Here is a 24023-nt window from a genome sequence, read left to right as displayed (position 1 = left end):
GCCGCCGACATGCGGCGCCCGCAGTCCGGAAACCTGCGGTCATTTCTGCTCCGCACTCGCAGGAGTCGAACGTGCGCGTCAGGCGCGACGTCGAGACGGCGGTGTCGCCGGCCGCCCGGCCCGGGCGTGCGCACGCGGACCGTCAGCGTCGCCTTGCCGATATCCAGCCCCGGCGACCCGTTCGTAGAGAACTCTCACCGTCGATCCCTCCTCCGGTCGACGACCTGCAGGGCGTCGTCCGGAGGGCCCTCTACCAGGGACACAGGTGACGTCCCGCTGAGTGGTGGATGTCGTCCTCACCGTGTCGATCAGCGGTGTGGTGACTATGACGCGATCAGTGCTGGCTGCGCCACCTCCTTGCCTGGCTCGGGCCGGTTGAGGAGAGCCATGGAGCCTTCGGAGAGGTAGCGGCGGTCGCTGACCTGCCATTCGTCGTGGGCCTCGACCAGCACGGCGCCGGCCAGGCGGAGAAGGCCTCGGGGTTGGGGAAGACGCCCACGACGTCGGTGCGGCGCTTGATCTCCTTGTTCAGCCGCTCGAGCGGGTTGGTCGACCAGATCCTCTTCCAGTGGCCGATTGGAAAGTCGGTGAAGGCCAGCAGGTCGTCGGTGGCATCCCGGAGCATCTGCTCGACCTTGGGATACACATCCGCGCGCTCTACGGCAGCAATCAAGCGGCCCCCCCCGAGGACCCCGCGCCACACACCTCTGCGGGCTCACCCGCACTAAGTAACGACGGCGTCGCCGGACACCAGACAGGTTCTCATCAGCAGGTGAGGCGATCAAGATCGCGATGGATCAGTCGTATGAGCGCGGGCAGCAAGTCCTCGGCCTTTCGGAGCCCCAGCGCGGTACGACCAGCACGCACCTGCGCGACAGCCAGATCCGCCAGCACGGCCAACGTCTCGGGATGTTCGTTCCGCAGCCCACCGACCGCCGAGGCGGCAGCCTCCTCCAGTAGCGCGACAGCCTGTACCGGCTCGCCTCGCGCTGCGTGCACGAGCGCCAAGTTGTGCTTCACATCGATGGCTTCGAGGTGACCAGCCCCGAGACGCCTCTCGGCCTCGGCGATCGTGAGCTCGGACAGCCGAATGGCCTCCGCCGGAAAGGTGACCGGTTTCTGCAGTGGGATCATGGCCGTCGGGCCGTTCGGATGCCGGTCATCCGGTCGCTCGAAGCCCACGCGAGCCCTTCCACCCGAGACGGCCAGGCACTCCCACGCCCCGACGACGCACATCCTCGCCCCGATGCCCGGGCGGCCGTAGCGATCGCGGCGGTCCTATCCGCCCAGGGGGAGCCCGTCCCCGAACGGGCGGCCGCCCAATTGCTCACGGTCGTGCGCCGAGCGCCAGTTCGAGGTGTCCGGACCGGCCGGGACTGTGCCTGACGGGTTGAGTTTGCGGTGGACGACGTAGAAGTGCGTCTTGATCTGGGTGAAGTCGATCGTGTCGCCGAAGCCGGGGGTCTGGAACAGGTCGCGGGCGTAGGCCCACAGCACCGGCAGCTCGGTCAGCTTCTGCCGGTTGCACTTGAAGTGGCCGTGGTAGACGGCGTCGAAGCGGACCAGCGTGGTGAACAGCCGGACGTCGGCCTCGGTGATCGTCCCCCCCATCAGGTACCGCCGGTCGCTCAACCGCTCGGAGAGCCAGTCGAGCGCAGTGAACAGCCGCCGGTACGCCTCGTCGTAGGCGCTCTGGGTCGGTGCGAAGCCGCAGCGGTACACCCCGTTGTTGACGTCGGTGTAGACGCGCTGCATGACCTCGTCCATCTCGTCCCGGAGCTTCTCCGGGTACAGGTCGGGCGCGCCGTCGCGGTGGTGGGCGGTCCACTCGGTGGAGAAGTCGAGCGTGATCTGCGCGAAGTCGTTGGTGACCAGCGCCCGGGTCGGGACGTCGACGATGGCCGGCACCGTGATCCCCCGCGAGTACGCCGGGTCGCGGGCGAAGTAGGCCTCTTGCAGCCGCTCGTAGCCCAGCACCGGGTCCCGCCCGCCGGGGTCGAGGTCGAAGGTCCAGCTGCGCTCGTCGTGCACCGGGCCGCACGACGCCAGGGAGATGGCCTGCTCCAGGCCGAGCAGCCGGCGGACGATGACCGCCCGGTTGGCCCAGGGGCAGGCCGGGGCCACCACCAGCCGGTACCGGCCGGGCTCGACCGGCCAGCCGCCGGATCCGTCGGCAGTGATCCGGTCGGTCACGTAGTTCCGGTCCCGCTCGTACCCCTTCGGCCTCGTCACCGTGCCGAGAACAGGCGCCGCCACCGCTCCCCCTCTCCTCCGTCGCTGACCCGCATCATGCGTACTGCCCGCGTCCCAACCGTCGGTCGTCCAGCACCCGGAAGTCGGCCCGCTGTCGGCTGACGGCGTCGAGGTCCAGCTCCACGGACAGGACCTCGTCCCCGTCGTCCATCGCCCGCGCGAGGACGTCACCCGTGGGTCCGACCACCTGGCTGCGGCCGCCCATGGCCACGCCGCTGTGGGTACCAGCGGTGTTGACCTGCACGACGACGCACTGGTTCTCGATGGCCCGCGCCTGGCCGAGGACCTGCCAGTGCTGCACTCGGGCCGCCGGCCACGCGGCCGGGATGAGGAGGACCTCGCACGACCGGTCGACGAGCCGCCGGAACAGCTCCGGGAACCTCAGGTCGTAGCAGGTGGCCAGTCCCGCGGTCGCCACCTGCCGACCGGCCAACCGCAGCGGGACGGTGACGATCTGCGTGCCGGCCTCCAGCAGGGACCGCTCCCCCTCGCCGAACCGGTGGATCTTCCGGTAGGTGCCCAGGACCGCACCGGCGGGGCCGACCACCACCGACGTGTTCCACATCCCGCCGGCTCCCCGCTCGATGAACGACCCGGCGTGCACGGTCGCGCCGGCCGCCCGGGCCGCCTCTCGCATGATCCCGACGAAGGGACCGTCCAAGGGCTCGGCGCGCTGCGTCCACCGGTCGGACGCGAATCCGCCGTGGGCCCACAGCTCCGGCAGGACGACCAGGTCGGCGTCCCGCTGCTGCGCCACCAGGCCGGCCACGCGCTGCACGCGCTGCTCGGGGGTCTCCTCGTCGCCGTACGCGACCTGCACGACCCGCAGCCGGAGGCGGCGCGCTGCGCCGCCTCCGGCCAGGGCCTCGAGCCACGTCTCGTGCATCAGGGACGCAGCGGGATGGCCAGCGGGCGCAGCGGTGCACCCGACGCCCCGCGCAGCCGGATCGGCGCGGCGATGAGGCAGAACTCGTGCACCCCGTCGCGGGCGAGCGCCTCGAGGTCGAGCAGCTCGATCATCGGCACGCCTGCCTCCGCGAGGAAGTGGCAGTGCCCCGGCAGCCAGTTGTCGTCGTGGTCCGAGGGCCCCACCTCGACGCACTCCTGGTCCGCGCCGATCGCGATGATGCCCTGGTCGGTCAGCCAACGGCCGGCCTCCAGGCCCAGCCCGGGCGGGTCGCCCAGCACCTTGGAACCGTCCGGCCAGTACCGCATCCGTCCGGTGCGCACGACCACGACGTCCCCGGTCTGGATCTCCAGGCCGGCGCGCTCGAGGGCGTCACGGCAGTCCTCGATGGTGATGGCGTAGGAGGGCGGCAGGCACTCCACGCCCTTGAGCCCGGCGATGTCGAGCAGGACGCCGCGGGCGACGATCGGCGGGATGGTCTCGGCCCCGCCCTTCGTCCAGTGCCGGCTGCCGAGGTGCTCCTCGGGGGTGAACCCGTTGTAGATCTTCCCGTCGACGCCGAAGTGGTTCAGCGCGTCGATGTGGGTGCCGGTGTGCGTGTACATGAACACGACGTCGCCCGAGTAGCAGACGTGCCGGTTCCCCTGCGAGCCGACGCCGTTGAGGTTGTCGACGACGGTGCCGCCGGGCGTGTGGCTCATGAAGATCTGGTAGCTCGGGTCACCGGCCGCCTGGAAGCTCGGCATGCCGACGAAGTAGTCGATGCTCAGGTCGTAGACGACGGAGGCGTCGGCGCGGGCGAGAACCGCTGCCTGCGAGAGCGGGCTCATCAGGTTCAGTGCACCCCGCTCGTCCTCCGGGCCGTAGGGGCTGGTCCCGACGCGGATGCCGGCGAGGGTCATGCCGTCACCTCGAAGTCGACGACCGCCCGGGCGGACACCATCGGCAGCAACTCCTCGACGACCTCCATGTGGAAGGGCGCGGTCGAGTACTGCTCCAGGTCCTCCCAGCTGCGGAAGTCGGTGATGAGGGCGCCGTCCCACGGGTCGCCGTTCTCGTTGGGCTCGCCGACGTGCTTGCCCACGCTCCACGCCGCGATGTTGAACTCGGACGAGGAGGACAGACGGTCGAGCAGCGCCAGCACCTTGTCGTTGTCGTAGCCCTCGGCCACGCGCCAGACGAAGACGTGTCGGATCACGGTGTTACTCCTTTGCTGTTGCCGCGACGTAGGTCGCGGAGGTCGGTGGGGGATGTCAGACGTCGAGGACGATGCGGTCGCAGAGCGCTCTCGAGACGCAGGGGAGAACAACGGACATCGAGGCGTGCTCGGCAGCGGTGTAGACCGAGTCCCGGTGCGCGACCTCGCCGTCGAGGACGTCGAGCTCGCAGCTGCCGCACGTGCCCTCGCGGCAGTCGTAGTTCACGTCCACACCTGCGGCGATCAGCGCGTCGAGGATCGACTCCTGCTCCGCGACCGTGACCGTGAGGTCGGAGTCGGCGCACTGCACCTGGAAGCGATCCAGCCCCAGGTCGGGTCCGACTTGCCGGGCGGTGAACCGCTCGAGGTGCAACTCGGTGCCCCGCCGACCGCAGACGGCCTCCAGGGCCGCGATGAGCGGCTCGGGGCCGCAGCAGTAGACCACCGCATCCCCGGCCTCAGCGCAGACGGCGTCGAGGTCCAGCAGGCCGAACTCGTCCTGCGGACGGAGCTGCACCCGGTCGCCGTAGGTTGCCAGCTCCGGCAGGAACGCCATCGAGGACCGGCAGCGCCCGCCGTAGACGAGGGTCCAGTCGGCTCCCCGCCCGGCCACCTCGGCGATCATGGGCAGGAGCGGGGTGATCCCGATGCCGCCGGCGACGAACACGTACCGGGGCGCCTTGACCAGCGGGAACCGGTTGCGCGGACCCCGCACCTCGACCGCGTCGCCGACCGCCAGCTGCTCGTGCACGTGCGCCGAGCCGCCGCGACTGTTCGGCTCGCGCAGCACACCCAGCCGGTAACGCTGCCGGTCGTCGGGACTCCCGCACAGCGAGTACTGGCGGACCATGCCCGGCAGGACCAGGTCCACGTGTGAGCCGGGCTGCCAGGTGGGCAGCTCGCCGCCGTCCGGCAGCTCCAGCACGATCGACACCACTCCCTCCGCCTCCCGGCGGAGCTCGCGTACCACCAGCGTCAGTTGACCGTCAGGACGGTCGAGCAGCGCGGGGACTGGTTGCACCACGTCGCACCTCCTCTCCAGATCCGTTCCGGCGGCAGAGCCGGTCACCCGACGACGAAGCCGCCATCGACCGGAACCGCGGCGCCGGTGACGAAGGACGCCGCGTCGCCGCACAGCCACGCGATGACCTCGCCGACCTCGTCCGCCTGGCCGACGCGGCCCATGGGGACGCTGTCCTCGACCTCCTGGCGCATGGCCGCACCGGCCGCCCCCATCGCCGTCTCGATGCCGCTCAGCAGCGGGGTGTCGATGGGGCCCGGGCAGACGGCGTTGATCCGGATGCCGCTCTTGGCGTAGTCGAGCGCGGCGGACTTGGTGAGTCCGATGACACCGTGCTTGCTGGCGCAGTAGGCGGGGATCCGCTCCTTGCCGACGAGCCCGAAGTTGGACGCCAGGTTCACCACGGACCCGCCGTTGCCGGCCTCGAGCATCGCCCGGACCTCGGCCCGCATCGACAGGAAGGTGCCGGTGAGGTTGACGGCCAGGGTCCGCTGCCAGTTGTCGAGGCTGCACTCGTCGACCGGGGCGAGCTGCCCCTGCACGCCCGCGCTGTTCACGGCCGCGTCGAGGCGGCCGAAGGTGCGCACCGCGAAGTCGACCGCCTCGCCGACCTGCGCCTCGTCGGCGACGTCGACGAGGGTGGCGACGCCGGCGGCGCCGAGCTCCTCCACGGCCGCGACCGTTTCCTTCGCCCTGTCGAGGTCAGCGTCGGCCACCACGACGGCCAGGCCGGCCCGGGCCAGTGCGAGCGCACTGGCCCGGCCGATGCCGGACCCGCCGCCGGTGACGAAGCCGACCCGGGCCTCAGGCACGTCCACCGTCCAGCACCGAGACGAACAGGCGGAGGTTGGCGCCGTCGGGGACCTCGGGCTCGCCGTAGAGCTCCACCGCGTTGGCGATCTCGACGAAGGCGTACGCGAGGTCCGCCAGCGCCAGGTCCTCCTCAGAGGCCGAGTCCACCGGCACCTGCTTCAGGTAGCCCATGATGTCGGGGAGCTCGGGCAGGATCGCCTGGTAGAAGGCGACGGACTCCTCGTACGGCGTGGCCAGCCGCGCCTCGATCCGGGCCTTCTCGTTGGGCAGGATCCACCGGCTGAACTCGCTGAGGCTCGCGAAGGCCTCGGGGAGCTGCCGGGTCGTTGTCGGGGTCATGTTCCTCACCGGGCCAGGTAGTCGTCGAGGGTCTTGTGGAAGGCGCGGATCTGGACCTCCTGCTCACCGAGCACGAAGAGGTCGCGCGCACGGGAGGTGAGGCCGGCCTGCAGAGCCTCGTGTCCGGCCTGGTCCTCGCACAGGAGGTCGCGGAACCGACACTTGGCCTGCTCGTTGATCACCTTCTCGGCCAGGTTGGTCGGCTCGAGGTAGTGCAGCCGGATCTCCCACACGGTCTGGTCCACCGCGATGGGCCAGATGTTGTAGGTGAACATCGAGTTGTTGAAGAAGGCCAGCACCATGTTCGGGAAGACGACGTGGAAGGAGAACGGCGTCTCCAGCGGCAGCTGCAGTGCGCCGTAGTTCGGGTGCGCCGAGGTGTTGGTCTTGCCGCTGGCGGTGTCCTCGAAGTCGTCGTCGGACTCGGACGTGTAGACCGAGTGCAGGCCCAGCCGCTGGAAGTCGTGGATCCGGGTGTAGCCGTCATCGTTGGTGTGGAAGGCGCCGCCGGCGAGGAACCGGTGCACCGGGGCCAGCATCGGCACGTGGTAGATCTCGTTCTGGGCGTCCAGGGCCACCTTCCAGTTGGCCTTCTCCGGCACGTCGTACCGGTACTGGAGCTTCAGCTTCTCGAACGGGAAGTCCGCGAGCCGTTCGCCCAGCGGCCCCAGGTGCTCCTGCAGGCTGACCGGGCTCTCGCCGTCCGGGTTGATGAAGATGAACCCGTTCCAGGTCTCGGTGCGGACGGGCACGAGGCCCAGCTCGCCGGCGTCCTTCTGGAAGTAGAACTGGTCCTCGTCGGGGACGTTGGTGAGCGCTCCGTCGGTGGAGCGGTAGCCCCAGCCGTGGAACCGGCAGGCGAACAGCTTCGGGCAGGCGCCGTTCTTCTCCCAGATCAGCTTGTTGCCCCGGTGCGAGCAGACGTTGTGGTAGGCCTGCACCTTCCCCTCGGCGTCCTGCACCACCAGCAGGGAGACGCCCAGGAGCGGGATGTCTCGGACGAAGAAGGAGTTCAATCCGGAGAAGTCGTGCCGCGAGCCGATGTTCACCCAGGTCTTGCGGAACAGCTCGTTGCGCTCGCGCTCGAAGTGCTCCGGGGAGATGAACCGCTCGGTGGAGATGGCGCCGGTCCCCAACTCGGGGTGAGCCGTCGCCCAGCGGCGGGTGGTGGTGTCGTAGTCCAGGTCTTCTTCGAGGAGCGGGCGCTCCTGCAGTTCGGTCATCAGAGTTCCTCCGATCGTTCCTGGTACTGGTGGAAGGGGGTCAGCTGGCGCAGGCCTGCAGCAACGAGTCGTCCTGCTCGTCCGGCACGGGGTCTGCCAGGTACACGAAGCCGTCCTGGACGGTGCATCCGTACGTGGCGACCGGCTTCTTGGCCGGCCGGCGCGTGGCCTTGCCAGTGGTGACGTCGAAGCGGCCCTTGTGCAGGACGCACTCGATCTCGCAGCCGATCAACTGGCCCTCGGACAGGCTCGAGGCCCCATGGCTGCACAGGTCGTCAACGGCGTAGAACGTCCCATCGACGTTGCAGACGGCGATCGGGGTGCTGTTGCCACGGTCGACCGAGATGACGGTGCCGGGGGCAACCTCGTCGCTGCGGCAGAGTGGTTCCTGCACGGTTTCTCTCCTTCCGGTGGTGAGGCAACGGCCGTCGGTTCCCGGGCCGGCCGCGGTTGTCCACGGCCGGCCCGGCACCGGGTCAGGTCCGGCTGTCCGCGCGGGCGGCGCCGTAGAAGGTCGGGCTGGCCGAGGCGCAGCCGGAGCAGATCGCGGCCCCGTCGGCGGCGGGGTCGCGGTCCATCTCGACCGCGATGTAGGACTTGTGGCAGGCGTGGCACTGCACGCGGGCCTCCCACGCGTCCTCGACCTCGTCACGGGGGTCGTCACCCCGGGCGAGCAGCGCGTCGTACCGGGCGACCGCGAGGTAGCCGACCGCGCTGAGCACGAAGGTGATCGGTGCCGACCAGGTGGTGCCGAAGGTCCCGGCCCCCTCGACCAGGTAGATGCCGATTCCCGAGGCCACGACCCACACCGCCACCGCCGGCGTGAGGGCCTTCAGCCGCCCCGGTCGGAACTCCGGGACACCGGACTCCTTGCGATGGATGGCGATGTGAACCAGCGCGATGGCGACCCACGCGACCACGAACACGCCCTGCCAGGCGAGCGCGCGCAGGAGGTAGGACAGGACGTCGGTGAGCATGAGGGCGTAGACGAGGCCGCCCGCCACGACGGCCCACGCCATTCGAGGGAGCTTGATCTTCAGCGCACGCGAGACGAAGGCCTCGAGGTTGGTGGACGCGAGGTACAGGTTCGCGCTGTTGATCCGGGTCTGGCTGACGACGATGAGCACCAGGCCGGCGAACCCGAGGGTCTCGATGATCGCGACCACGATCCCGGTCTCGGTGATGCCGGCCTCGCCGATGACGCCGGGGACCGTGGCGGCCAGGAAGATCCCGACGAGCCCGGTGCCGAGGTAGGTGGCGAGGTAGAAGACCGGCCCGAAGGTGACGACACCGTGGAACGTCTCGTCCTTCTGCTTGCCGAAGCGGGCGAAGTCGACGGTGTACATCATGAGGATGTAGACGCCCATGTAGACGGTGAAGGCCCAGAGCCAGCCAGGCGCCGTGAACGGGATGTGCGGGTCCGGCAGGCTGATCGACGGCGAGTGGTTCAGGCTCGCCGCGACGACGAGCGCCACGAGGCCGACGACGTAGAAGGGGAGCAGGAAGCCGTTCAGCTTGTCGAGCCACGTGCGAACGCCGCCGAGGACGAGCGGAACGCTCCAGAGGACGACGACGAGATACCAGAGGCGGATGTTCCCGCCGCCGACGAACTCCTGGAGGGCGACCGCGATGATCGAGCCCTCGAAGACGGCGTAGTAGAGCGCGGTGGCCGCAAAGATCAGCGGTGCGAGCATCGACCCGAAGTAGCCGAAGATCCTCCGGGAAAGGAGAGCGACGGTGAGGCCGGTGCGACTGGCGTAGCGGGCGAAGACGTAGTTCATCGCGCCCTTGGTGAGGCAGGTCAGAACGATCCCGATCACCGCGTTCACCGTGCCCACCGCGGCGGCCACCGTCGCCGCGACGTACAGCCAGAACATCGCGCTGAACATGCCGCTCCATGCCATGAGCAGCGACATGCGACCGCTCCGCCAGCTGCGCGGCATGATGTGGACGGAGTAGTCCTCGGTGGCCGCGTCCTTGACCACCTTCGGGTCGTCCTGGAACGAGACCTGCAGGGGAACGAGTTGCCTACCGGGTACCGCCGGCCGGTCCTGAGGCGGGTCGTAGACGAGTTCGGCCATGCGCTTCTCCCTCATGAGGACGGCGTCGGTCCACCGTCATCTGGAAATGCGCTCCCAAGTCGGGCCGATCTCGGTCGTCGGCCGGCGGGCGCAGTGCGACAAGAGTCACAGGGCGTGGATGCCGTAACCATCCTTCAGTCGGATGATCCGATCGGAGGATGCGGTGCCCGGCCGCCGGAGGAGGGGTGTCGCTGCAACCGCGGCGTCGCCTGGCCGCGGTGGGTGCGAGCGTGCGCTGCCGCGTCACGCGTTGCGGGTGACCGTCCGGCGGAGTGGCCGCGGAGCGGGGAGCGCGCTACCGGAGGATGCCGCGCCGGTGTGCCTGGGCGACGGCGGCCGCGCGGTCGGAGACCCCGAACTTCTCGTAGATGTGCTGCAGGTGCGTCTTCACCGTGGTCACCCCGAGGAAGAGGCGCTCGGCGATCTCGGGGGCCGAGAGCCCCTCGGCGATGAGCTGAAGCACCTCCAGCTCGCGCGCGCTCAGTGCCTGGTCGCCGGTGCGGTCGCGCCGGGAGCGGATCTCCTCGGCCAGCCCCGAGTGCAGGGCCGGCGGGATGACCGTCTCACCCCGGGCCACCGCCACCACCGTGTCGCACAGGGTTGACACCGACGCCAGCTTCGTGAGGTACGCCTTGGCGCCCGCGGCCAGAGCACGGTAGACCGTGGCGCTGTCCTCGTAGGCGGACACGATGACGACCCGCGTGGGCAGCCCCTCCTGACCAACGGCCTCGATGACGGCGATGCCGTCCATGGAGGGCAGCTGCAGGTCCACCAGCGCCACCGTCGGGATCAGCCGCCGGATCTCGGCCACTGCCTCCGCACCGTCGCCGACCTCGGCGACGAGCTGCATCCCGGGGCGGTCCGAGAGCGCGCGGGCGATCCCCTCGCGGTAGAGCGGGTGATCGTCGGCGACGAGCACGCGGACGACGTCGTCCGACGGCACTCCGGAGGCCGCCTGACTGCCCTCATCCACGGACGCCATGGTCACCTCTTCCCCATGGCTCGCTGGACGGCGGGCAGGAACACGTCGATCTCGATGGGCTTGGTGACGTAGTCGGCGGCACCCTGCTCGAGCAACCGCTCCCGCTGGGACGGCGTCGCATCCGCCGACAGGACCACCACCGGGATCGCGCGGGTGCGCGGGTCGCCCTTGAGACGCCGCAGGACCTCCTCGCCGTTCATGTCCGGCAGGTGGAGGTCCAGGAGGATCACGTCCGGGACGTGGAGCTTCGCCAGCTCGACGCCGAGCTGTCCCTGGATGGCGGGCAGCAGGGCCGGCTCTCCGGCGTGGGAGAACACGCCCCGGATCACCTCGAGGTTGGCCAGGTTGTCCTCGACGCAGAGCACGGTCCGACCGGCCAGGCTGGTGGGACCGCTCCGGCCGACGGCCAGCGACACGGGAGCCACGGGCTCGACCGCCGATGGCGGATCGGTCAGCGGCAGCTCGACGTAGAAGATGCTCCCCCGGTCGACGACGCTGCGCTGGAGGCCGATCGTCCCGCCCATCGCCTCCATCAGGCTCTTCGACAGTGCGAGGCCGAGGCCGGTGCCCTCGGCCTGGAGGCGGTCGGTGTGCAGGCGCTCGAAGGGCTGGAACACCTTGGGGACGTCTTCCGGTTCGATCCCGATACCGGTGTCGGTGACCAGTACGCGCAGCTTGTCGCCGTGCACCTCGCCGGAGACGGTGACCATGCCGTCGGGGCGGTTGTACTTCACGGCGTTCATCAGCATGTTCAGCAGCACCTGCTTGAGCCGCTGGTAGTCGGCCGCGACGTAGCGGTAGAGGCAGTTGTGCAGGTCGCGGGCCAGCTCCACGCCGTGCTCGGCGGCCAGCGGGCGCACGAGCTCGCACGCCTCGCTGATCGGGTCGCAGACGTGGACCGGCTCGACCGAGATCGCCTGCGCACCCGCCTCGATCCTGGAGATGTCCAGCACCTCGTTGATCAGGGCGAGCAGGTGCCGGCCGGCGCTGAGGATGCGATCGACGCCTTCTGCGGCACTCGGCGGAAGCTCCTCGAACTGCAGCAGCTGGCCGAACCCGAGGATGGAGTTGAGCGGAGTGCGGAGCTCATGGCTCATCCTCGAGAGGAACTCGCTCTTCGCCCGGTTGGCCCTCTCGGCCTCGTCCCTGGCCTCGCGGATGGCGGCTTCCGCGCGGTTCCTCTCACTGATGTCGGTCGAGATCCCACCAACGCCGTACAGCTCGCCGCCCTCGTCGAAGAGGGGGAACTTGAGCGACAGCCACATGCCGAATCGGTCGTCTTTGGTGGGGATGGGCTCCTCGAGCTCCAGCGGCTGCCGGGCGGACACGACGGCGCGGTCGGCACTGGTGTAGGCGGCGGCGATCTCGGGCGGCCAGAGGTCGAAGTCGGTCCTGCCCACGGCGTCGTCGCGGGTGACCCCGAGCATCGTCTCGTACCGGCGGTTGATGAACAGATACCGACCGTCGGTGCGCTTGAGGTAGATGAGCGCCGTGGCGTTGTCGGCGATCTCCTGCAGGCGCTTCTCGCTCTCCCGCAGCGCCCGCTCGACGTCGCCGTGCCCCGGCTCGTGGAACTGGACGATCGCGGTCCCCGACGGGTCGTCGAGGGCCGCCCCGTCGAGCAGGATCGGGATGTGTCGGCCACGGCCGTCCACGCACCAGGTCTCGAGCCGGTGAGCGACGCTATTGGTGACGAGCAGGTTCCGCAGATCGTCGGCGCCGACCGTGATGGCGGACAGCGAGGTGCCGACCAACTGATCGGAAGGCCGGCCGAGCAGCGCGCAGAGAGCGTCGTTGGCCGAGACGATCACCAGGGACGGGTCAGTACTGTCCAACACCGCCGTCGGGGTGGGGAGCTTCGCGAGCGCAGCACCCAAAGTCCCCATGTGGTCGCTCCGTCTCCCTCGTACCGCAGCCCGAGGGTCCACCGATGTTGATCTCCCAGACTATCGCCCGCGTCGAGCGCCGCGATGCGGCCGGGTCAGAAGTAACCCCAAGGGGCGACGCCTCCATGGGTACAGCGGCCGAGTCACCAACCGGCGATCCGGAGCAGCTGACGTCTCAGCCGCAAGGGACGCCGGTGGGTCACATGTGGGTCACGCCGACGCGTTCCGCGGACGAAACGGCCGGTTGACCAGCGCGGACGTCTTGCGGCGCCCCGCCTTGCGAGCTGGCCATGCCGGTTCGATCCCGGTCACCCGCTCCACGCACAACCGCAGGTCAACTGGGCTGTCAGCCCTACTGGAGAAGATCTGGAGAAGCCTCCGGACCGCCCCTGTGAACCCTTTCATGACCCCTGTTCTCCGATGGACAGGTCATGAAAACGTCACGGCGCGAGCCTGGATCCGGGAAGGTGGCAACCGCTGATCGGCTCCGTGGCAGGGTCCGCCGTGACCACGGATGGGTCACGTCGCCTGCTCATCGGCAGGTCGAGGCGCCCGCCGGCGCGGACAGGTGAAAGGTGATGCCGCACCGTCCCGGGACTCCTCTCCCGAGTCGGTGTTGCCGGACATCCTCCTCTCACGGGGCAGGCACTCTGGCGCCATAGCCCTACGTCGGCGCGGCCGACCTCTCCTGCGCGACTTCGAGGCGCCTCGGGTCCTCGTGGGCGGCGGCGCGAGACACCGCTCAGATATCCCGCGAGTCGGGCCATCGACGTCTCCGGGCCCGCGCCCGTGATCCTTGTTGGGGTCCAGCCCGACGCAAGCGAGCGGCCCACGGTCTGCGGGATGCCCCTACGGTGGGACCGGTGACGGGCCACGTCGCGTGGTGGTCGGTCCAGAGGCCGTCGTCCCGGTCGCTGGCGCTGGACGTCGCGTTCGCGGCCGTCTGTGCCTACGCGGGCTTCGTGCTGGCGACCGAGGCGGTCAGGCTGGTCGGGAACACCGACATGCTGCTGTCGGCAAGGCTCGTCGCGGTGCTTCACGGCGGTTCAGTGGCTTGGCGGCGGGTCAACCCGTGGGCGGCGCTGATCCAGCTGCTTCTCACCGCGGCGGTCTTCGTCGGCGTGCTGGGCCTGCCCGGGCACCTGCTCGGGCCGGCCGTGCTCTTCGTCGTCTACGGCAGCGCGGCGACGCTGAGCCGCCGCTGGGCGCTGCTGCACCTGGCCGTGGTGGTCACGGGGACCGTCGTTCTGCTTCGGTCGGAGCCGCTGTTTCCCGGCTGGCCGTCGACCGTCCTCTACCTCCTGACCATCACCGCTGCCTGGTGCCTGGGCGCCGTCGTCCGGACACTGCAGGTGCTGGCGCGCGAGAACGGGCGACGGGCTGCCGAACTCGAGCAGGCACGCCTGGAACTGGCCCGCTCCGCCGTCGCCGCCGAGCGGCTGCGCATGGCTCGCGAGCTGCACGACGTGCTCGCGCACAGCATGAGCGTCATCGCGATGCAGGCCGGCGGCGCTCGGCTGGCGGTGGGCACCAATCCGGACCGGGAACGCGCGATGCTCGCCCAGATCGAGGGGCTGACCCGGGCGGCGCTCGCAGAGATGCGACGTCTGGTCGCCATCCTGCGAGACCAGGATGAGGAGGCGGCCGTCCTCGATCCCGCGCCGAGCCTCGGGCGGCTGCACGAGCTCGTGTCGCGGGTGGTCGACGCCGGGCTGACCGTCGACGTGCGGACGGAGGGCCCGCTCGACGACATCCCTCCAGGGGTGTCGCTCACCGCCTACCGGGTGGTGCAGGAGGCGTTGACCAATGTGCTCCGGCACGCCGCGCCCACGACGGCTCGGCTGGCGGTGCGCGCCAGGGCGGGCCTGCTCACCGTCTGCGTCGAGGACGAGGGTCCCGGCGGCGGGCCGCGCCCGGCGGAGCGGGACGGCTCCGGAGGTCCGACCGGTCACGGCACGGTGGGCATGCGGGAACGCGTGGCGCTCTACGGCGGGACGGTCACCAGCGGCCCAGCTCCCGTGCATGGCTGGCGGGTGGAAGCCCGGATTCCCTACGTGGAGGTGACCCGGTGATCGCTGCCCTCATCGTCGACGACCAGCCGCTGGTCCGAGCCGGGCTACGGGCGCTCTTCGAGCACGCTCCCGACATCCATGTCGTCGGTGAGGCCGGCGACGGGCTGGCCGCGCTCGAGCAGGCGCAAGCCACCCGGCCCGACGTCGTCCTGATGGACATCCGGATGCCGCGGATGGACGGCATCGAGGCGATCCGCCGACTGGCCGCCGACCCGGGCACACGTGACGTCGCCGTGCTGGTGCTCACCACCTTCGACCTCGACGAGTACCTGTATGCGGCGATCCAGGCGGGGGCGCGCGGCTTCCTGCTCAAGGACGCGCCGCCGGAGCGGGTGTTCGACGCGGTGCGGATCGTGGCCGCCGGCGACGCGCTCATCGACCCGGCCGCCACCCGCCGCCTCGTGGAGACCACCATCCGCCGGCGCGGAGCGGTACCGGCCGCCGAGGCGAGGCGGCTGGACGGTCTCACCGAGCGGGAGCGGGAGGTCCTCGGCTTGGTCGGCCAGGGCCTGTCCAACACCGAGATCGCCTCGCGGCTGCTCGTCAGCGAGGCCACGGCGAAGACGCACGTCTCGCGGCTGCTCGCCAAGCTCCAGGTGCGCGACCGCCCGCAGCTGGTCGTCACGGCCTACGAGACCGGGGTGGTCCGCCCCGGGGATACGGCGTCTCATCCCGCCGGCTGAGCCGGTTCTGGACCGCGGGCCGACGAGCGTGCAGGCCCCGCCGCCCTAGCGTCGGCAGCGCTCGAGGTTGCGCGGGAGGACGCCATGGACGCAATCGCCGTATCCGGACTCACCAAGCGCTTTCGGTCGGTCCGGGCGGTCGACGACCTGAGCTTCGTCGTCCGCGAGGGCACCATCACCGGCTTCGTGGGACCCAACGGCGCCGGGAAGACGACGACGTTGCGGGCCATCCTCGGCCTGACGCGACCGACGTCGGGCACCGCCCTGGTCGGCGGTCGGCCCTACGCCGAGCTGGACCGGCCACCGTACGTGGTGGGCGCGGCGCTGGAAGCCGACGGGTTCCACCCGCGGAGGACCGCCCGCGACCACCTGCGCGTCGTCGCACGGCCCTATCGGATACCCCCGGAACGCGTGGACGAGGTCCTCGACCAGGTGGACCTCACCGGAGCCGCGCGGCGGCGGGTGGGGGGCTTCTCCCTCGGCATGCGCCGGCGCCTGGCGCTGGCTGGGGCGCTGCTCGGGAACCCTCCGCTCCTCGTACTGGACGAGCCGGCCAATGGGCTGGACCCGGCCGGCGTTCACTGGCTCCGGGGGCTGCTCCGGGCGCGGGTCGAGCAGGGCGGCACGGTGCTGCTCTCCAGCCACCAGTTGGCCGAGCTCGCGCTATCGGCCGACCACGTCGTGATCATTCGGAACGGCCGGCTGATCACCCAGGGCAGCCTCGCCGACATCACCGGCTCGCAAGCGGCGGTCGTCCGCGTGCGCACCCCGCAGGCGTCGGCGCTGTACGAGGTACTGGCAGCCCGGGGCATCGCCGCGCAGCTGCGTGAACCGGACGAGGTCATCGCCACCGGCGCGAGCACCGAGCAGGTCGGCCAGGCCGTCGCCGCCGCCGGCCTCGTCGTCTACGAGATGCAGGCCGAACGGCCCGACCTCGAGCACGTCTTCCTCCAGCTCACCGAACAGGAGGTGCGCCGATCATGACCGGGCTCCTCGCGACCGAGACCCTCAAGCTCCGCACGCTCGTGCTGCCACTCGCCGTCTTGGTAATCGGCGCGGTCGGCTCCGCCACCATCGGCTACGCGGGCGTCCAGATCGCCGCCGGCAACGGCGAGACCCCGACGCTGGCCGAGCTCGCCGTCGCACCCAGCCAGCCGCTGTGGTTCCTCGCCGTGATCGTCGCCGTGCTGGCCACGGCCGGGGAGTTCCAGCACGGCACCGTCGTCGTCACGTTGCTGCAGGTGCCGCGGCGCGGACGCGTCCTGGTCGCCAAGGCCACCGTCGCCGCCGGCTACGGAGCCGTCCTGGCCGCACTGGGCGCCGCGGTCGCGATGCTCACGGGAGCCGTGGCGGTCCTGGTCTCGGGAGGCCAGGTCACCGCCGGGTCCGGGCTGGTCCAAGGCATCGCCGGATGCGTGGTACTGGCGGGCCTGTGGGCCGTACTGGCCGTCGGGCTGGGCGCCCTGGTGCGTAGCAGCACGGTCGCCCTGGTGGCCGTGCTGCTCTGGAAGTTCGTCGTCGAGGAGCTCATCCCGATCGTCACACGCACCCAGGAGGTGCAGCCCTGGCTGCCGAGCGGGGCTGCCAACGCGGTGCTCAAGGGCGACGAGGCGTCGGTCTTGTCCCCGGCCGCCGGTGGCCTGCTCTTCGCCGGATACACCGCGGCCATCGTGCTGGCCGGGGCACTGACGTTCATCCGTCGCGACCCCGCCTGAATCTCCGACGTGCCGCCGGCGGTGCCGACCGACCCACGGACCGGACCGACCCAGAGACCCACCCGATCAAGGAGGTCCCGACATGCGGATCGACGCCGCAGTCGCAGCCTGCGCGGTGGTGGTCACCGCGCTCACCGGAGCCTGCGCCGACTCGGAGGCATCCGGCCCGGAACAGGAAGCGGCTCGCTACTGCTCCGCCTTCGACGCCTACGAGCTGCACGGCTGCCGCCCGCAACACCGGCTGCCGGACGGCCCGCTGGGCGACCAGCTGACCTGGGTCTTCGAGCAGCTCGGCGGCGGCGCCGCCGATCTCACCGTCGAACAGGTCCGGGACCATCTCACGCCCGAGCTGCAGGCCGTGCAGCCACCGGAACAGCTCCTCGAGGCGTTCCGGACCGCGCTGTCCGACGTCGGCCCGGCCACTTTCGCCGGCTTCGCGTACCCACCCCGAGCCGACCAGGCCATGGCGCTCGGCGACGCGGAGTCGGGGCAGCGGATAGCCGTGGCGCTCGGCGTCTCGGACGGTCTGATCGACCAGATCTCGGCCAGCCCGGCACCACCCACCCTCGTACCGGAGGGCGACTACGACGGCTGGCACGAGGTCGACGGCCGGCAACTCTTCCTTCACTGCACCGGCGGCGGCAGCCCCACCGTCGTGTTCGACAACGGGCTGACCCACTTCTGGCACCCGCTCCAGCAGCAGCTGTCCGACCTCACCCGGGTCTGCAGCTACGACCCGGCCGGCCAGGCCGGGGCGGAAGGCCGCAGCGATCCGGCGCCGACGCCGCGCACGGCGGAAGACCGCATGAACGACCTGCGGGCGCTGCTCGCGGCCGCCGACGTGCCCGGGCCGTACGTGCTCGCCGGCGCGTCCAACGGCGGGCTGTTCGACCTGCTCTACGCCAGCCGCCACCCGGACGACGTCGCCGGCCTGGTACTCATCGACGGCGTCCACCCCGCTACCCACGAGCGCACGACAGAGATCGTCAAGCCATTCGTCCCGCCCGAGGAGTGGCCAGGACTGCGGGCCGCGCTCTGCCAGATGGAGCCACGAGCGGCCGATCCCGAGCAGATCGACATCTGCACCGCCGAGAACCAGACTGCGACGGCCCTCGCGGAGCGGCCGCTGCAGCCGATGCCGCTCTCGGTGCTCAGCCGGCGCCCGACCGAGTTCCCACCGGGAAGCCTCGACGAAGCGCGCGAACAGCTCTGGAGCGAGCAACAGGCAGAGCTGGCCGCGCTGGTGCCCGGCACCCACCACGTCGTCTCCCCCACCAGCGACCACGACATCGCCGGCAGCCAGCCGCAACTGGTCGTGGACGAGGTCACCGCCGTGGTGACCGCCGTCCGCGCCGGCCGCACGACGACGGACCCAACGTGACCACCTGACCTGTTCAGACAGAGGCACGCCGGAGACACGGTGTAGGGCAGACAACGCTCTGACCAGCCGAGAGGGACGCTGGGAAGCCTGGCCTTCCGAGCTGGCCATGCCGGTTCGATCCCGGTCACCCGCTCCAGCCCGGGCAGCTGAACGAGTACGTGGTCACCGTTGACTCGGTCACGCTCAACGGCAACGACATCGTGGCCGAGGAGAACCAGTTCAACTCCCCACCGCCGGGCAGTACGTCCTCGTGCCGCTCACGGTGACCTACAGCGGGGCGGACGAGGCGATCCGTGGCTCGACCGCTACACCGAGATCGGCACCGACGCGCGGAAGTACGACACCGGCAGCCGCACCGCGGTGATCCCCAACGAGGCGTCCGACGTGCCCACCCTCCTCGCCGGCGGCACGGCGTCCTACCAGGTGTGCATGGACGTGCCGCCGACCGCCATCGAGAGTGATCGGGTGGAGGTGTCGGAGAGCTTCTCATTCGACGACGTCTCCGCAGTCTGGGCCATCCAGTAGTCCAGCTTGTGAAGCGGCCCGCGTCCCACCGGGGACGCGGGCCGCGAGTCATTCCGGACCAGCTCACCTGTTCGGGCTGTCGTGATCGACTGCGCCTGGACCGCTCTGCGAGCTGGAGTGAAGTGACGCCCGCGGAGCCCGTCCCGCGGTTCGGCCTGAGCTCACCGGGCGGGTAGCGGGAGCCGCAGGACTATCTCGCCGTCGTCGATCTCCCCGGTGGGCCGGAAGCCGAACCGCTGGTAGAAGGGCCACGGTTCTCCCTTGCCGGGCTCGTAGCTCGTCAGCAGTTCGGTGCCGCCATCGGCTCGCACCAGGTCGACGAGCTGCGTCAGCACCACCCGGCCGATCCCGCGCCCCTGGTGCCTCTTGTCGACGAGCAGCCGCCACAGGAAGTGGCGTCCTCGGTACGGGCCCTTCCGCGGCTTCCAGGAGAGCATCACGAAGCCGACCGGTTCGTCGCCGCAGTACACGGCCCGGGACCAGGGATTGGCCTTCGGCGCGGTGGCGGCGTCGCGGAGCGAGCGGGACACCGAGGCGACGAACCGCCGTTGGCGACCTCGAACGCGCAGCGCGCGCACTGCCTCGCGGTTGTCGTCGGTGATCTCCCGTAGATGGATGCCTGGAGACCTCTCGCTCCACCGCGTCGTGTCCCCCGCAGCCGGCTCCTGCTCCGACAGCGCACCACCCCGGGCGCGCGCAGGGCGGCCCGCCGCACACGGCAGCCGGACCACGTCGGCGAGGACACTCCCGTCGGCGATGAGCCGAGTCGGTGACGGGCTGTCATAGACGACCAGCAGGCGCGGCCGGTCAGCGGCGCCGATCACTCCGATGCCCTCGGCGTGATCGCAGCCGTCGCCGTAAGGCAGGGTGAGCTCTCGCGTGAGCAGGTCGCCGCGGACCACCTTCGGCGCGTCCGCCCGCAGTGCCCCGTGCCAGCGGAAGACGTGGACCGGCCCGTCGAGTGCCATCGTCGGCCCGGCCAGCACCAGCAGGTCCTCGCCGTGCGGGCAGAGGTCTCGGATCCCGAGGCCGCGCAGGAGCAGGACGTGCTTGCGATACGGGCGGCCGTCGTCGAACTGGGTCAGGCGGAGCCGCTCCGGCGCCTCGGGGTCGACCTCGGGTCGCAGTTCCAGCACCACGGCCCAGCCGCGCAACACCGGCCCACGCAGGCCCAGGTACACCCGCGATCCGGTGACGGCGATGCCCTCGACGTCCAGCCCGTTGTCCTTGCCCGGCAGCGGCAGGAACGGACCCACGTGCTCGTCGTCGGCCAGGACGTGCCGCAAGTCGGTGCCATGCAGACCGAACGAGGCGGCGCGATGCCGTACGCCGTCCTCCTCCAGCTCGGGCACGACGGTCGGCAGGCCGTCCACGACGCCGACCGGCAGTCGGACGAGGATCTGGCGGTTGGGCTGGCCGGAGACCTCGGCCAGCCGGCGCAGAGCCTCCTCGCCGCTGTGCCGGGACTTGATCTGCTTGCGGCGCAGGCTGTGTGACCCGACCGCCCACAGGAAACTGCCGTGCCGGGCCAGTCCCTCGATGTCGGCCTCGTCCTCTCCGTCCGACTCGTCGGCGACGGGCAGCTGCACGAAGTCGGCGAGCCGGAAGCTGGCCTGGCCCGCGAAACGGTGCGGCTTGTCCGGGGCGTCGGCGACCAACCGCTCGATGGTCGCGGTCTCGTCGCCGGCGACCCAGAGGACGACGCCGTCGCTGCGGACGGCCGAGAGGTTGCTGTGGGTGCCCGCCCTCCGCGCCGACTCCTGGAACTGCAGCTTGACCGTCCGTCCCGCAGTCATGCCATCCACCCTGACACTGGACAGCCGGCCAAGCATCGCCCTGGACGTAGGAGATCTGGGTGGCAGCCCGACGGCTCAGAGGCTCAAGAGGTCGGGTCACGATGCCCGCGTCGCCCTCCTGGCGGAGCGGTCACGCCCCCGCCTCGACTGCCGATACCGCGATCAGCGGGGTCAACTGCTGAGAGGATCTCTTGACAGCCGCTGGTGTCGTGATCGCCGCCGTCGAGATCGATCGTGCAATTGCTGAGCTGACCCCGACCGTCACCCTCCCGGGCGGCTCGACGCCCGAGTGACTTCCCAGGAAGTGGTGCAGCTGGTCGGAGGCCTCAGCCCGTCGGCGAAGCCGGCGCCGCTCGTTGCAACGCGCAGCAACGCCATGTGGGCGAGCCTCCACACCCGCGGATCGCTGGGGCAGCGCCGGTCACCGTCGGCACGTGGCGCCGGCACTGCCGGTCCGTCAGCGCCTCTTGACTGCCTGGAGGAGCGCCCCGAGACCCGACATCACGCCGCCGACCGCGGCGACCCACTGAGCGGTGTCCTTCGTCTCCCTGGCCTCCTGCGCCTCGTCACAGGCACTGGCCACGAAGTCCATGCCTGCGGCGTAAGGACAGTAGGGACTGGCAGGAAGTAGGAAGAGCATCCCGAGGCCCACTACGAGCACAGCCAACCCGGTCCACAGAAGTAGCTTGCCCATGGTCGACCCTCCTTCGACGCGAGACGGAAGACGTCGGTTCTGAGGAGGGTGGGAGGGAGCGATCTGATACACGGTCAGGGCGGCCCATCATGGTTGCCGGGGCAGCCGACGGAACTCACTCGGCCGGGGACCTCCGCCCTGTAACCCTCGGCTCAGCGGGCATTCGGGTTCGCGGATTGCACGACGACCCTGACGCGTCTGATTCTGTTGTTTCCGCCGGAGTCAGCAGGTAGATCACCGCCTGTCGGTGCTCCAGCGTGCCGGCTGGGTCGTCCCGCGCCGGCGGGCGCACCGGGCCGCCTCGCAAGAAGCTGCCCTGGCCGCAGGGCGAGCGCGTCGCGAGTTGTCACTCGAGCGCGGCGATACCGAGCCGGGCCGAGGCACAAACGGATCTTCACCCAGCCGTCGACTCACCGGACACGCTGCACTGCCCATGCTGCCGTCAGGAGCCACCCGAGCGGCGGCGTCTGGCTGGTCCGGCTCCGGCGTATCGGCAACCGCCGGAGGGAACCGGAAGGCGGCCATGGAACACCGGCTCGTTCGGCCCCGGCCGGCCCTGGTCATGGAACTCGGGCCGGCTGTCGCTGCTCAGGCGGCGCTGACGAGGCGGGCGAAGACGATGACGTTGTCCTCGTAGTCGCCCGTCTTCCTGTCGAAGCGACCGCCGCAGGTGATGAGCCGCAGGGCCGACCAGCCGACGTCGCCGTAGACCTCGCCGGTCGGGAAGTCGTCCTTGGCATAGCGCGCGACCCGGTCGACCCGGAAGGTGGCGGTCGTGCCGTCGGCGCGATCGACCACGACCCGGTCTCCCGGCCGCATGGCCCGCAGACCGTAGAAGGCTCCTCGGTCGCCATGCCAGTCGACGTGCCCGACGATCACGGCAGGGCCGACCTCCCCGGGCGTGGAACTGCGGTTGTACCAACCCACCGGATACGCGCCCGGAGGCAGCTCCATGGAGCCGTCCGCCTGCAGGTCGAGGTCCATGATGGACGAGGTCACGCCGAGGACGGGGATCCTCACCCGGACCGGTCTGCTCGCGGGCAGCGGCGGCGCGTCGGGCCGGTCGCCGGCGGCGGCCGGGCGCACGGGAGCCGGCGACTCGGCCGGGCTACCGGGAGGCGGCGCCTCCTCGGGACCGCCGGAGGACGGTGCCTCCGCCGGACTGCCGTCAGGCGGCGCCTCCGCCGGCGCCGGCTGCAGCACCGTCGGGGGTGGTGGGGGCACGAGAGCGAGGGGGACGTCGAGACGGACGGGCTCGCTGCTGGGTTGCTCCCGCGGGGCGAAGGCGATGATCGCGACGCCGACGAGCGCCAGCAGGACGGACACCGCGGCCCAGGCACGTCCCGCACGGGGCCGGGCAGGACGATGCCTACCGGGCGGCCGGCGCACCTGGCGGACCACCGGCAGTGTCCCCTCGGGGGCCTCGGTGGCCGAGGGACCGTTGCCTGGCTCCACGAGGGCCCTCAGGCGCGTGGACGGGAACTGCGCCGGGAGGCGACGGCGGCACCGCCGGCCCCGACCAGGAAGAGGGCGCCGATCGCGTAGGGGATCGCCATGCTCCCGCCCTCGGCCGTGCTGCCGTCACCGGCGCCCACGCCGCCGGCGGGGCGGACCACGACCTGGCTGGCCGCGGCTGCCGTGGTCGTCTGAGTGGCGGTGGCGGTGGCGGAACCCGTGGCGCTCGACGAGGTCGTCGTCGGCCTCGAGGTCGTGGTGGTGGCCGTCGTCGTCGGCCTCGACGTGGTGGTGGTGGTGGTGGTGGCCGTCGTCGTCGGCCTCGACGTGGTGGTGGTGGTCGTGGAAGTCGTCGTCGGCCTCGACGTGGTGGCGGTGGCGGTCGTCGTCGGCCGCGAAGTCGTGGTGGTGGCCGTCGTCGTCGGCCGCGAAGTCGTGGTGGTGGCCGTCGTCGTCGGCCGCGAGGTCGTGGTGGTGGCCGTCGTCGTCGGCCGCGAGGTCGTGGTGGTGGCCGTCGTCGTGGGAGTCGTGGTGGTGGTCGTGGAAGTCGTGGTCGTGGTCGTGGGAGTCGTGGTGGTGGCCGTGGTGGTGGGGGTCGTGGTGCTGCCCGGGAGGGGCGTGTTGTCCTCGGCCAGACCGTCGGGGAGCGTCTCGCAGGCCGTGCCGTCGTCGTCCGCGTCCAGGTTGTGGGGATCGCTCGGATTCCGGACCAGCTCGGCTTGGGCGGCCGACTGGGTCACGAAGTCGGAGCAATCGAGGTCCGTGACGGGGGTAGCCGCGATGTCCACCGATGTCGAGGTGGTCGGCTCGGACGTGCTCGTCGGGTAGTCGTCGGCGGTGGCCGCCACGGGGATGGCGATGACGGCGGCGGTGACGAGGGCACCTGCACATGCGTTGATGCTTCGCATTGATCGCCACCCAGAGCGGTGAGGGACAGGGTGTGTCAGCTGGCCTGTGTAAGTGCCTGACTCGGTGATGGGTCAGGCCAGGTCGAGCCGG

Annotated in this window: 23 protein-coding genes and 1 pseudogene; 7 read left to right on the top strand and 17 right to left on the bottom strand. The window is 70.8% G+C overall.

The window, feature by feature from the left end:
- Nucleotides 1-323 precede the first annotated feature (323 nt).
- The 14 genes and pseudogenes from MY526_RS21780 to MY526_RS21715 form a co-directional block, all read right to left on the bottom strand.
- Nucleotides 324-652, bottom strand: a pseudogene (locus MY526_RS21780) (transposase); the annotation flags it as partial.
- Between the two features lie 113 nt (nucleotides 653-765).
- Nucleotides 766-1182, bottom strand: a complete 417-nt coding sequence (locus tag MY526_RS21775; RefSeq protein WP_436705059.1) for a tetratricopeptide repeat protein — start codon at nucleotides 1180-1182, stop codon at nucleotides 766-768.
- A gap of 96 nt (nucleotides 1183-1278) precedes the next feature.
- Nucleotides 1279-2232 carry a glutathione S-transferase family protein gene (locus MY526_RS21770; RefSeq protein WP_436705058.1) on the bottom strand — a complete coding sequence of 318 codons (954 nt, stop codon included), beginning with the start codon at nucleotides 2230-2232 and terminating at the stop codon, nucleotides 1279-1281.
- Between the two features lie 55 nt (nucleotides 2233-2287).
- Nucleotides 2288-3139 (bottom strand): carbon-nitrogen family hydrolase, encoded by an 852-nt coding sequence (locus tag MY526_RS21765; RefSeq protein WP_436705057.1) that lies wholly within the window; start codon nucleotides 3137-3139, stop codon nucleotides 2288-2290.
- Complete coding sequence (locus tag MY526_RS21760; RefSeq protein WP_436693579.1) at nucleotides 3139-4062, bottom strand: cyclase family protein; 924 nt, start codon at nucleotides 4060-4062, stop codon at nucleotides 3139-3141. Before MY526_RS21760 ends, MY526_RS21765 begins: the two co-directional genes overlap by 1 nt.
- A complete protein-coding gene (locus MY526_RS21755) occupies nucleotides 4059-4358 on the bottom strand; it encodes a Dabb family protein (RefSeq protein ID WP_436693581.1) in 300 nt (99 codons plus the stop codon). The genes MY526_RS21760 and MY526_RS21755 overlap by 4 nt, the downstream gene beginning before the upstream one ends.
- A gap of 55 nt (nucleotides 4359-4413) precedes the next feature.
- Nucleotides 4414-5382, bottom strand: coding sequence for a PDR/VanB family oxidoreductase (locus MY526_RS21750; protein ID WP_436693583.1), 969 nt, complete (start codon nucleotides 5380-5382; stop codon nucleotides 4414-4416).
- Between the two features lie 41 nt (nucleotides 5383-5423).
- Nucleotides 5424-6197, bottom strand: coding sequence for an SDR family NAD(P)-dependent oxidoreductase (locus MY526_RS21745; protein WP_436705056.1), 774 nt, complete (start codon nucleotides 6195-6197; stop codon nucleotides 5424-5426).
- Entirely contained in the window at nucleotides 6184-6531 is a 348-nt protein-coding gene (locus MY526_RS21740) for a hypothetical protein (protein WP_436693587.1), read from the bottom strand. The genes MY526_RS21745 and MY526_RS21740 overlap by 14 nt, the downstream gene beginning before the upstream one ends.
- A 5-nt stretch (nucleotides 6532-6536) precedes the next feature.
- Nucleotides 6537-7754 carry an aromatic ring-hydroxylating oxygenase subunit alpha gene (locus tag MY526_RS21735; RefSeq protein WP_436705055.1) on the bottom strand — a complete coding sequence of 406 codons (1218 nt, stop codon included), beginning with the start codon at nucleotides 7752-7754 and terminating at the stop codon, nucleotides 6537-6539.
- A gap of 40 nt (nucleotides 7755-7794) precedes the next feature.
- Nucleotides 7795-8148 carry a non-heme iron oxygenase ferredoxin subunit gene (locus MY526_RS21730; protein WP_436693591.1) on the bottom strand — a complete coding sequence of 118 codons (354 nt, stop codon included), beginning with the start codon at nucleotides 8146-8148 and terminating at the stop codon, nucleotides 7795-7797.
- A gap of 82 nt (nucleotides 8149-8230) precedes the next feature.
- A complete protein-coding gene (locus MY526_RS21725; protein ID WP_436705054.1) occupies nucleotides 8231-9835 on the bottom strand; it encodes a purine-cytosine permease family protein in 1605 nt (534 codons plus the stop codon).
- Between the two features lie 295 nt (nucleotides 9836-10130).
- Nucleotides 10131-10808: a response regulator gene (locus MY526_RS21720; protein ID WP_436693595.1), complete on the bottom strand. Its 678-nt coding sequence runs from the start codon at nucleotides 10806-10808 to the stop codon at nucleotides 10131-10133.
- A gap of 11 nt (nucleotides 10809-10819) precedes the next feature.
- Entirely contained in the window at nucleotides 10820-12655 is a 1836-nt protein-coding gene (locus MY526_RS21715; protein ID WP_436705053.1) for a PAS domain-containing hybrid sensor histidine kinase/response regulator, read from the bottom strand.
- A gap of 911 nt (nucleotides 12656-13566) precedes the next feature.
- Here MY526_RS21715 and MY526_RS21710 point away from each other — a divergent pair.
- From MY526_RS21710 to MY526_RS21685, 6 genes are all read left to right on the top strand, one after another.
- Nucleotides 13567-14775 (top strand): sensor histidine kinase, encoded by a 1209-nt coding sequence (locus MY526_RS21710; protein WP_436705052.1) that lies wholly within the window; start codon nucleotides 13567-13569, stop codon nucleotides 14773-14775.
- Nucleotides 14772-15458, top strand: coding sequence for a response regulator (locus MY526_RS21705; protein WP_436705051.1), 687 nt, complete (start codon nucleotides 14772-14774; stop codon nucleotides 15456-15458). Before MY526_RS21710 ends, MY526_RS21705 begins: the two co-directional genes overlap by 4 nt.
- Before the next feature lie 84 nt (nucleotides 15459-15542).
- The gene (locus tag MY526_RS21700; protein WP_436693603.1) at nucleotides 15543-16442 is read left to right on the top strand and encodes an ABC transporter ATP-binding protein; all 900 of its coding nucleotides are present in this window, start codon (nucleotides 15543-15545) and stop codon (nucleotides 16440-16442) included.
- The gene (locus MY526_RS21695; protein WP_436705050.1) at nucleotides 16439-17173 is read left to right on the top strand and encodes a hypothetical protein; all 735 of its coding nucleotides are present in this window, start codon (nucleotides 16439-16441) and stop codon (nucleotides 17171-17173) included. Before MY526_RS21700 ends, MY526_RS21695 begins: the two co-directional genes overlap by 4 nt.
- A gap of 82 nt (nucleotides 17174-17255) precedes the next feature.
- Nucleotides 17256-18554 carry an alpha/beta fold hydrolase gene (locus tag MY526_RS21690; RefSeq protein WP_436693607.1) on the top strand — a complete coding sequence of 433 codons (1299 nt, stop codon included), beginning with the start codon at nucleotides 17256-17258 and terminating at the stop codon, nucleotides 18552-18554.
- A 360-nt stretch (nucleotides 18555-18914) separates the two neighbouring features.
- Complete coding sequence (locus MY526_RS21685) at nucleotides 18915-19079, top strand: hypothetical protein (protein ID WP_436705049.1); 165 nt, start codon at nucleotides 18915-18917, stop codon at nucleotides 19077-19079.
- Nucleotides 19080-19240: 161 nt separating this feature from the next.
- On the opposite strand, the gene MY526_RS21680 is transcribed toward MY526_RS21685, so the two are convergent.
- From MY526_RS21680 to MY526_RS21670, 3 genes are all read right to left on the bottom strand, one after another.
- Nucleotides 19241-20875, bottom strand: coding sequence for a GNAT family N-acetyltransferase (locus tag MY526_RS21680; protein WP_436705048.1), 1635 nt, complete (start codon nucleotides 20873-20875; stop codon nucleotides 19241-19243).
- 457 nt (nucleotides 20876-21332) lie between these two features.
- The gene (locus tag MY526_RS21675; protein ID WP_436705047.1) at nucleotides 21333-21467 is read right to left on the bottom strand and encodes a hypothetical protein; all 135 of its coding nucleotides are present in this window, start codon (nucleotides 21465-21467) and stop codon (nucleotides 21333-21335) included.
- A 690-nt stretch (nucleotides 21468-22157) separates the two neighbouring features.
- Nucleotides 22158-22655, bottom strand: a complete 498-nt coding sequence (locus MY526_RS21670; RefSeq protein ID WP_436705071.1) for a class F sortase — start codon at nucleotides 22653-22655, stop codon at nucleotides 22158-22160.
- Between the two features lie 588 nt (nucleotides 22656-23243).
- On the opposite strand from MY526_RS21670, the gene MY526_RS21665 reads away from it, so the two are divergent.
- The gene (locus tag MY526_RS21665) at nucleotides 23244-23852 is read left to right on the top strand and encodes a hypothetical protein (protein ID WP_436705046.1); all 609 of its coding nucleotides are present in this window, start codon (nucleotides 23244-23246) and stop codon (nucleotides 23850-23852) included.
- Nucleotides 23853-24023 lie beyond the last annotated feature (171 nt).

Source organism: Geodermatophilus sp. CPCC 205761 (assembly GCF_051383655.1).
Lineage (GTDB): Bacteria > Actinomycetota > Actinomycetes > Mycobacteriales > Geodermatophilaceae > Geodermatophilus.
This window is presented reverse-complemented; position numbering and strand designations above follow the sequence as displayed.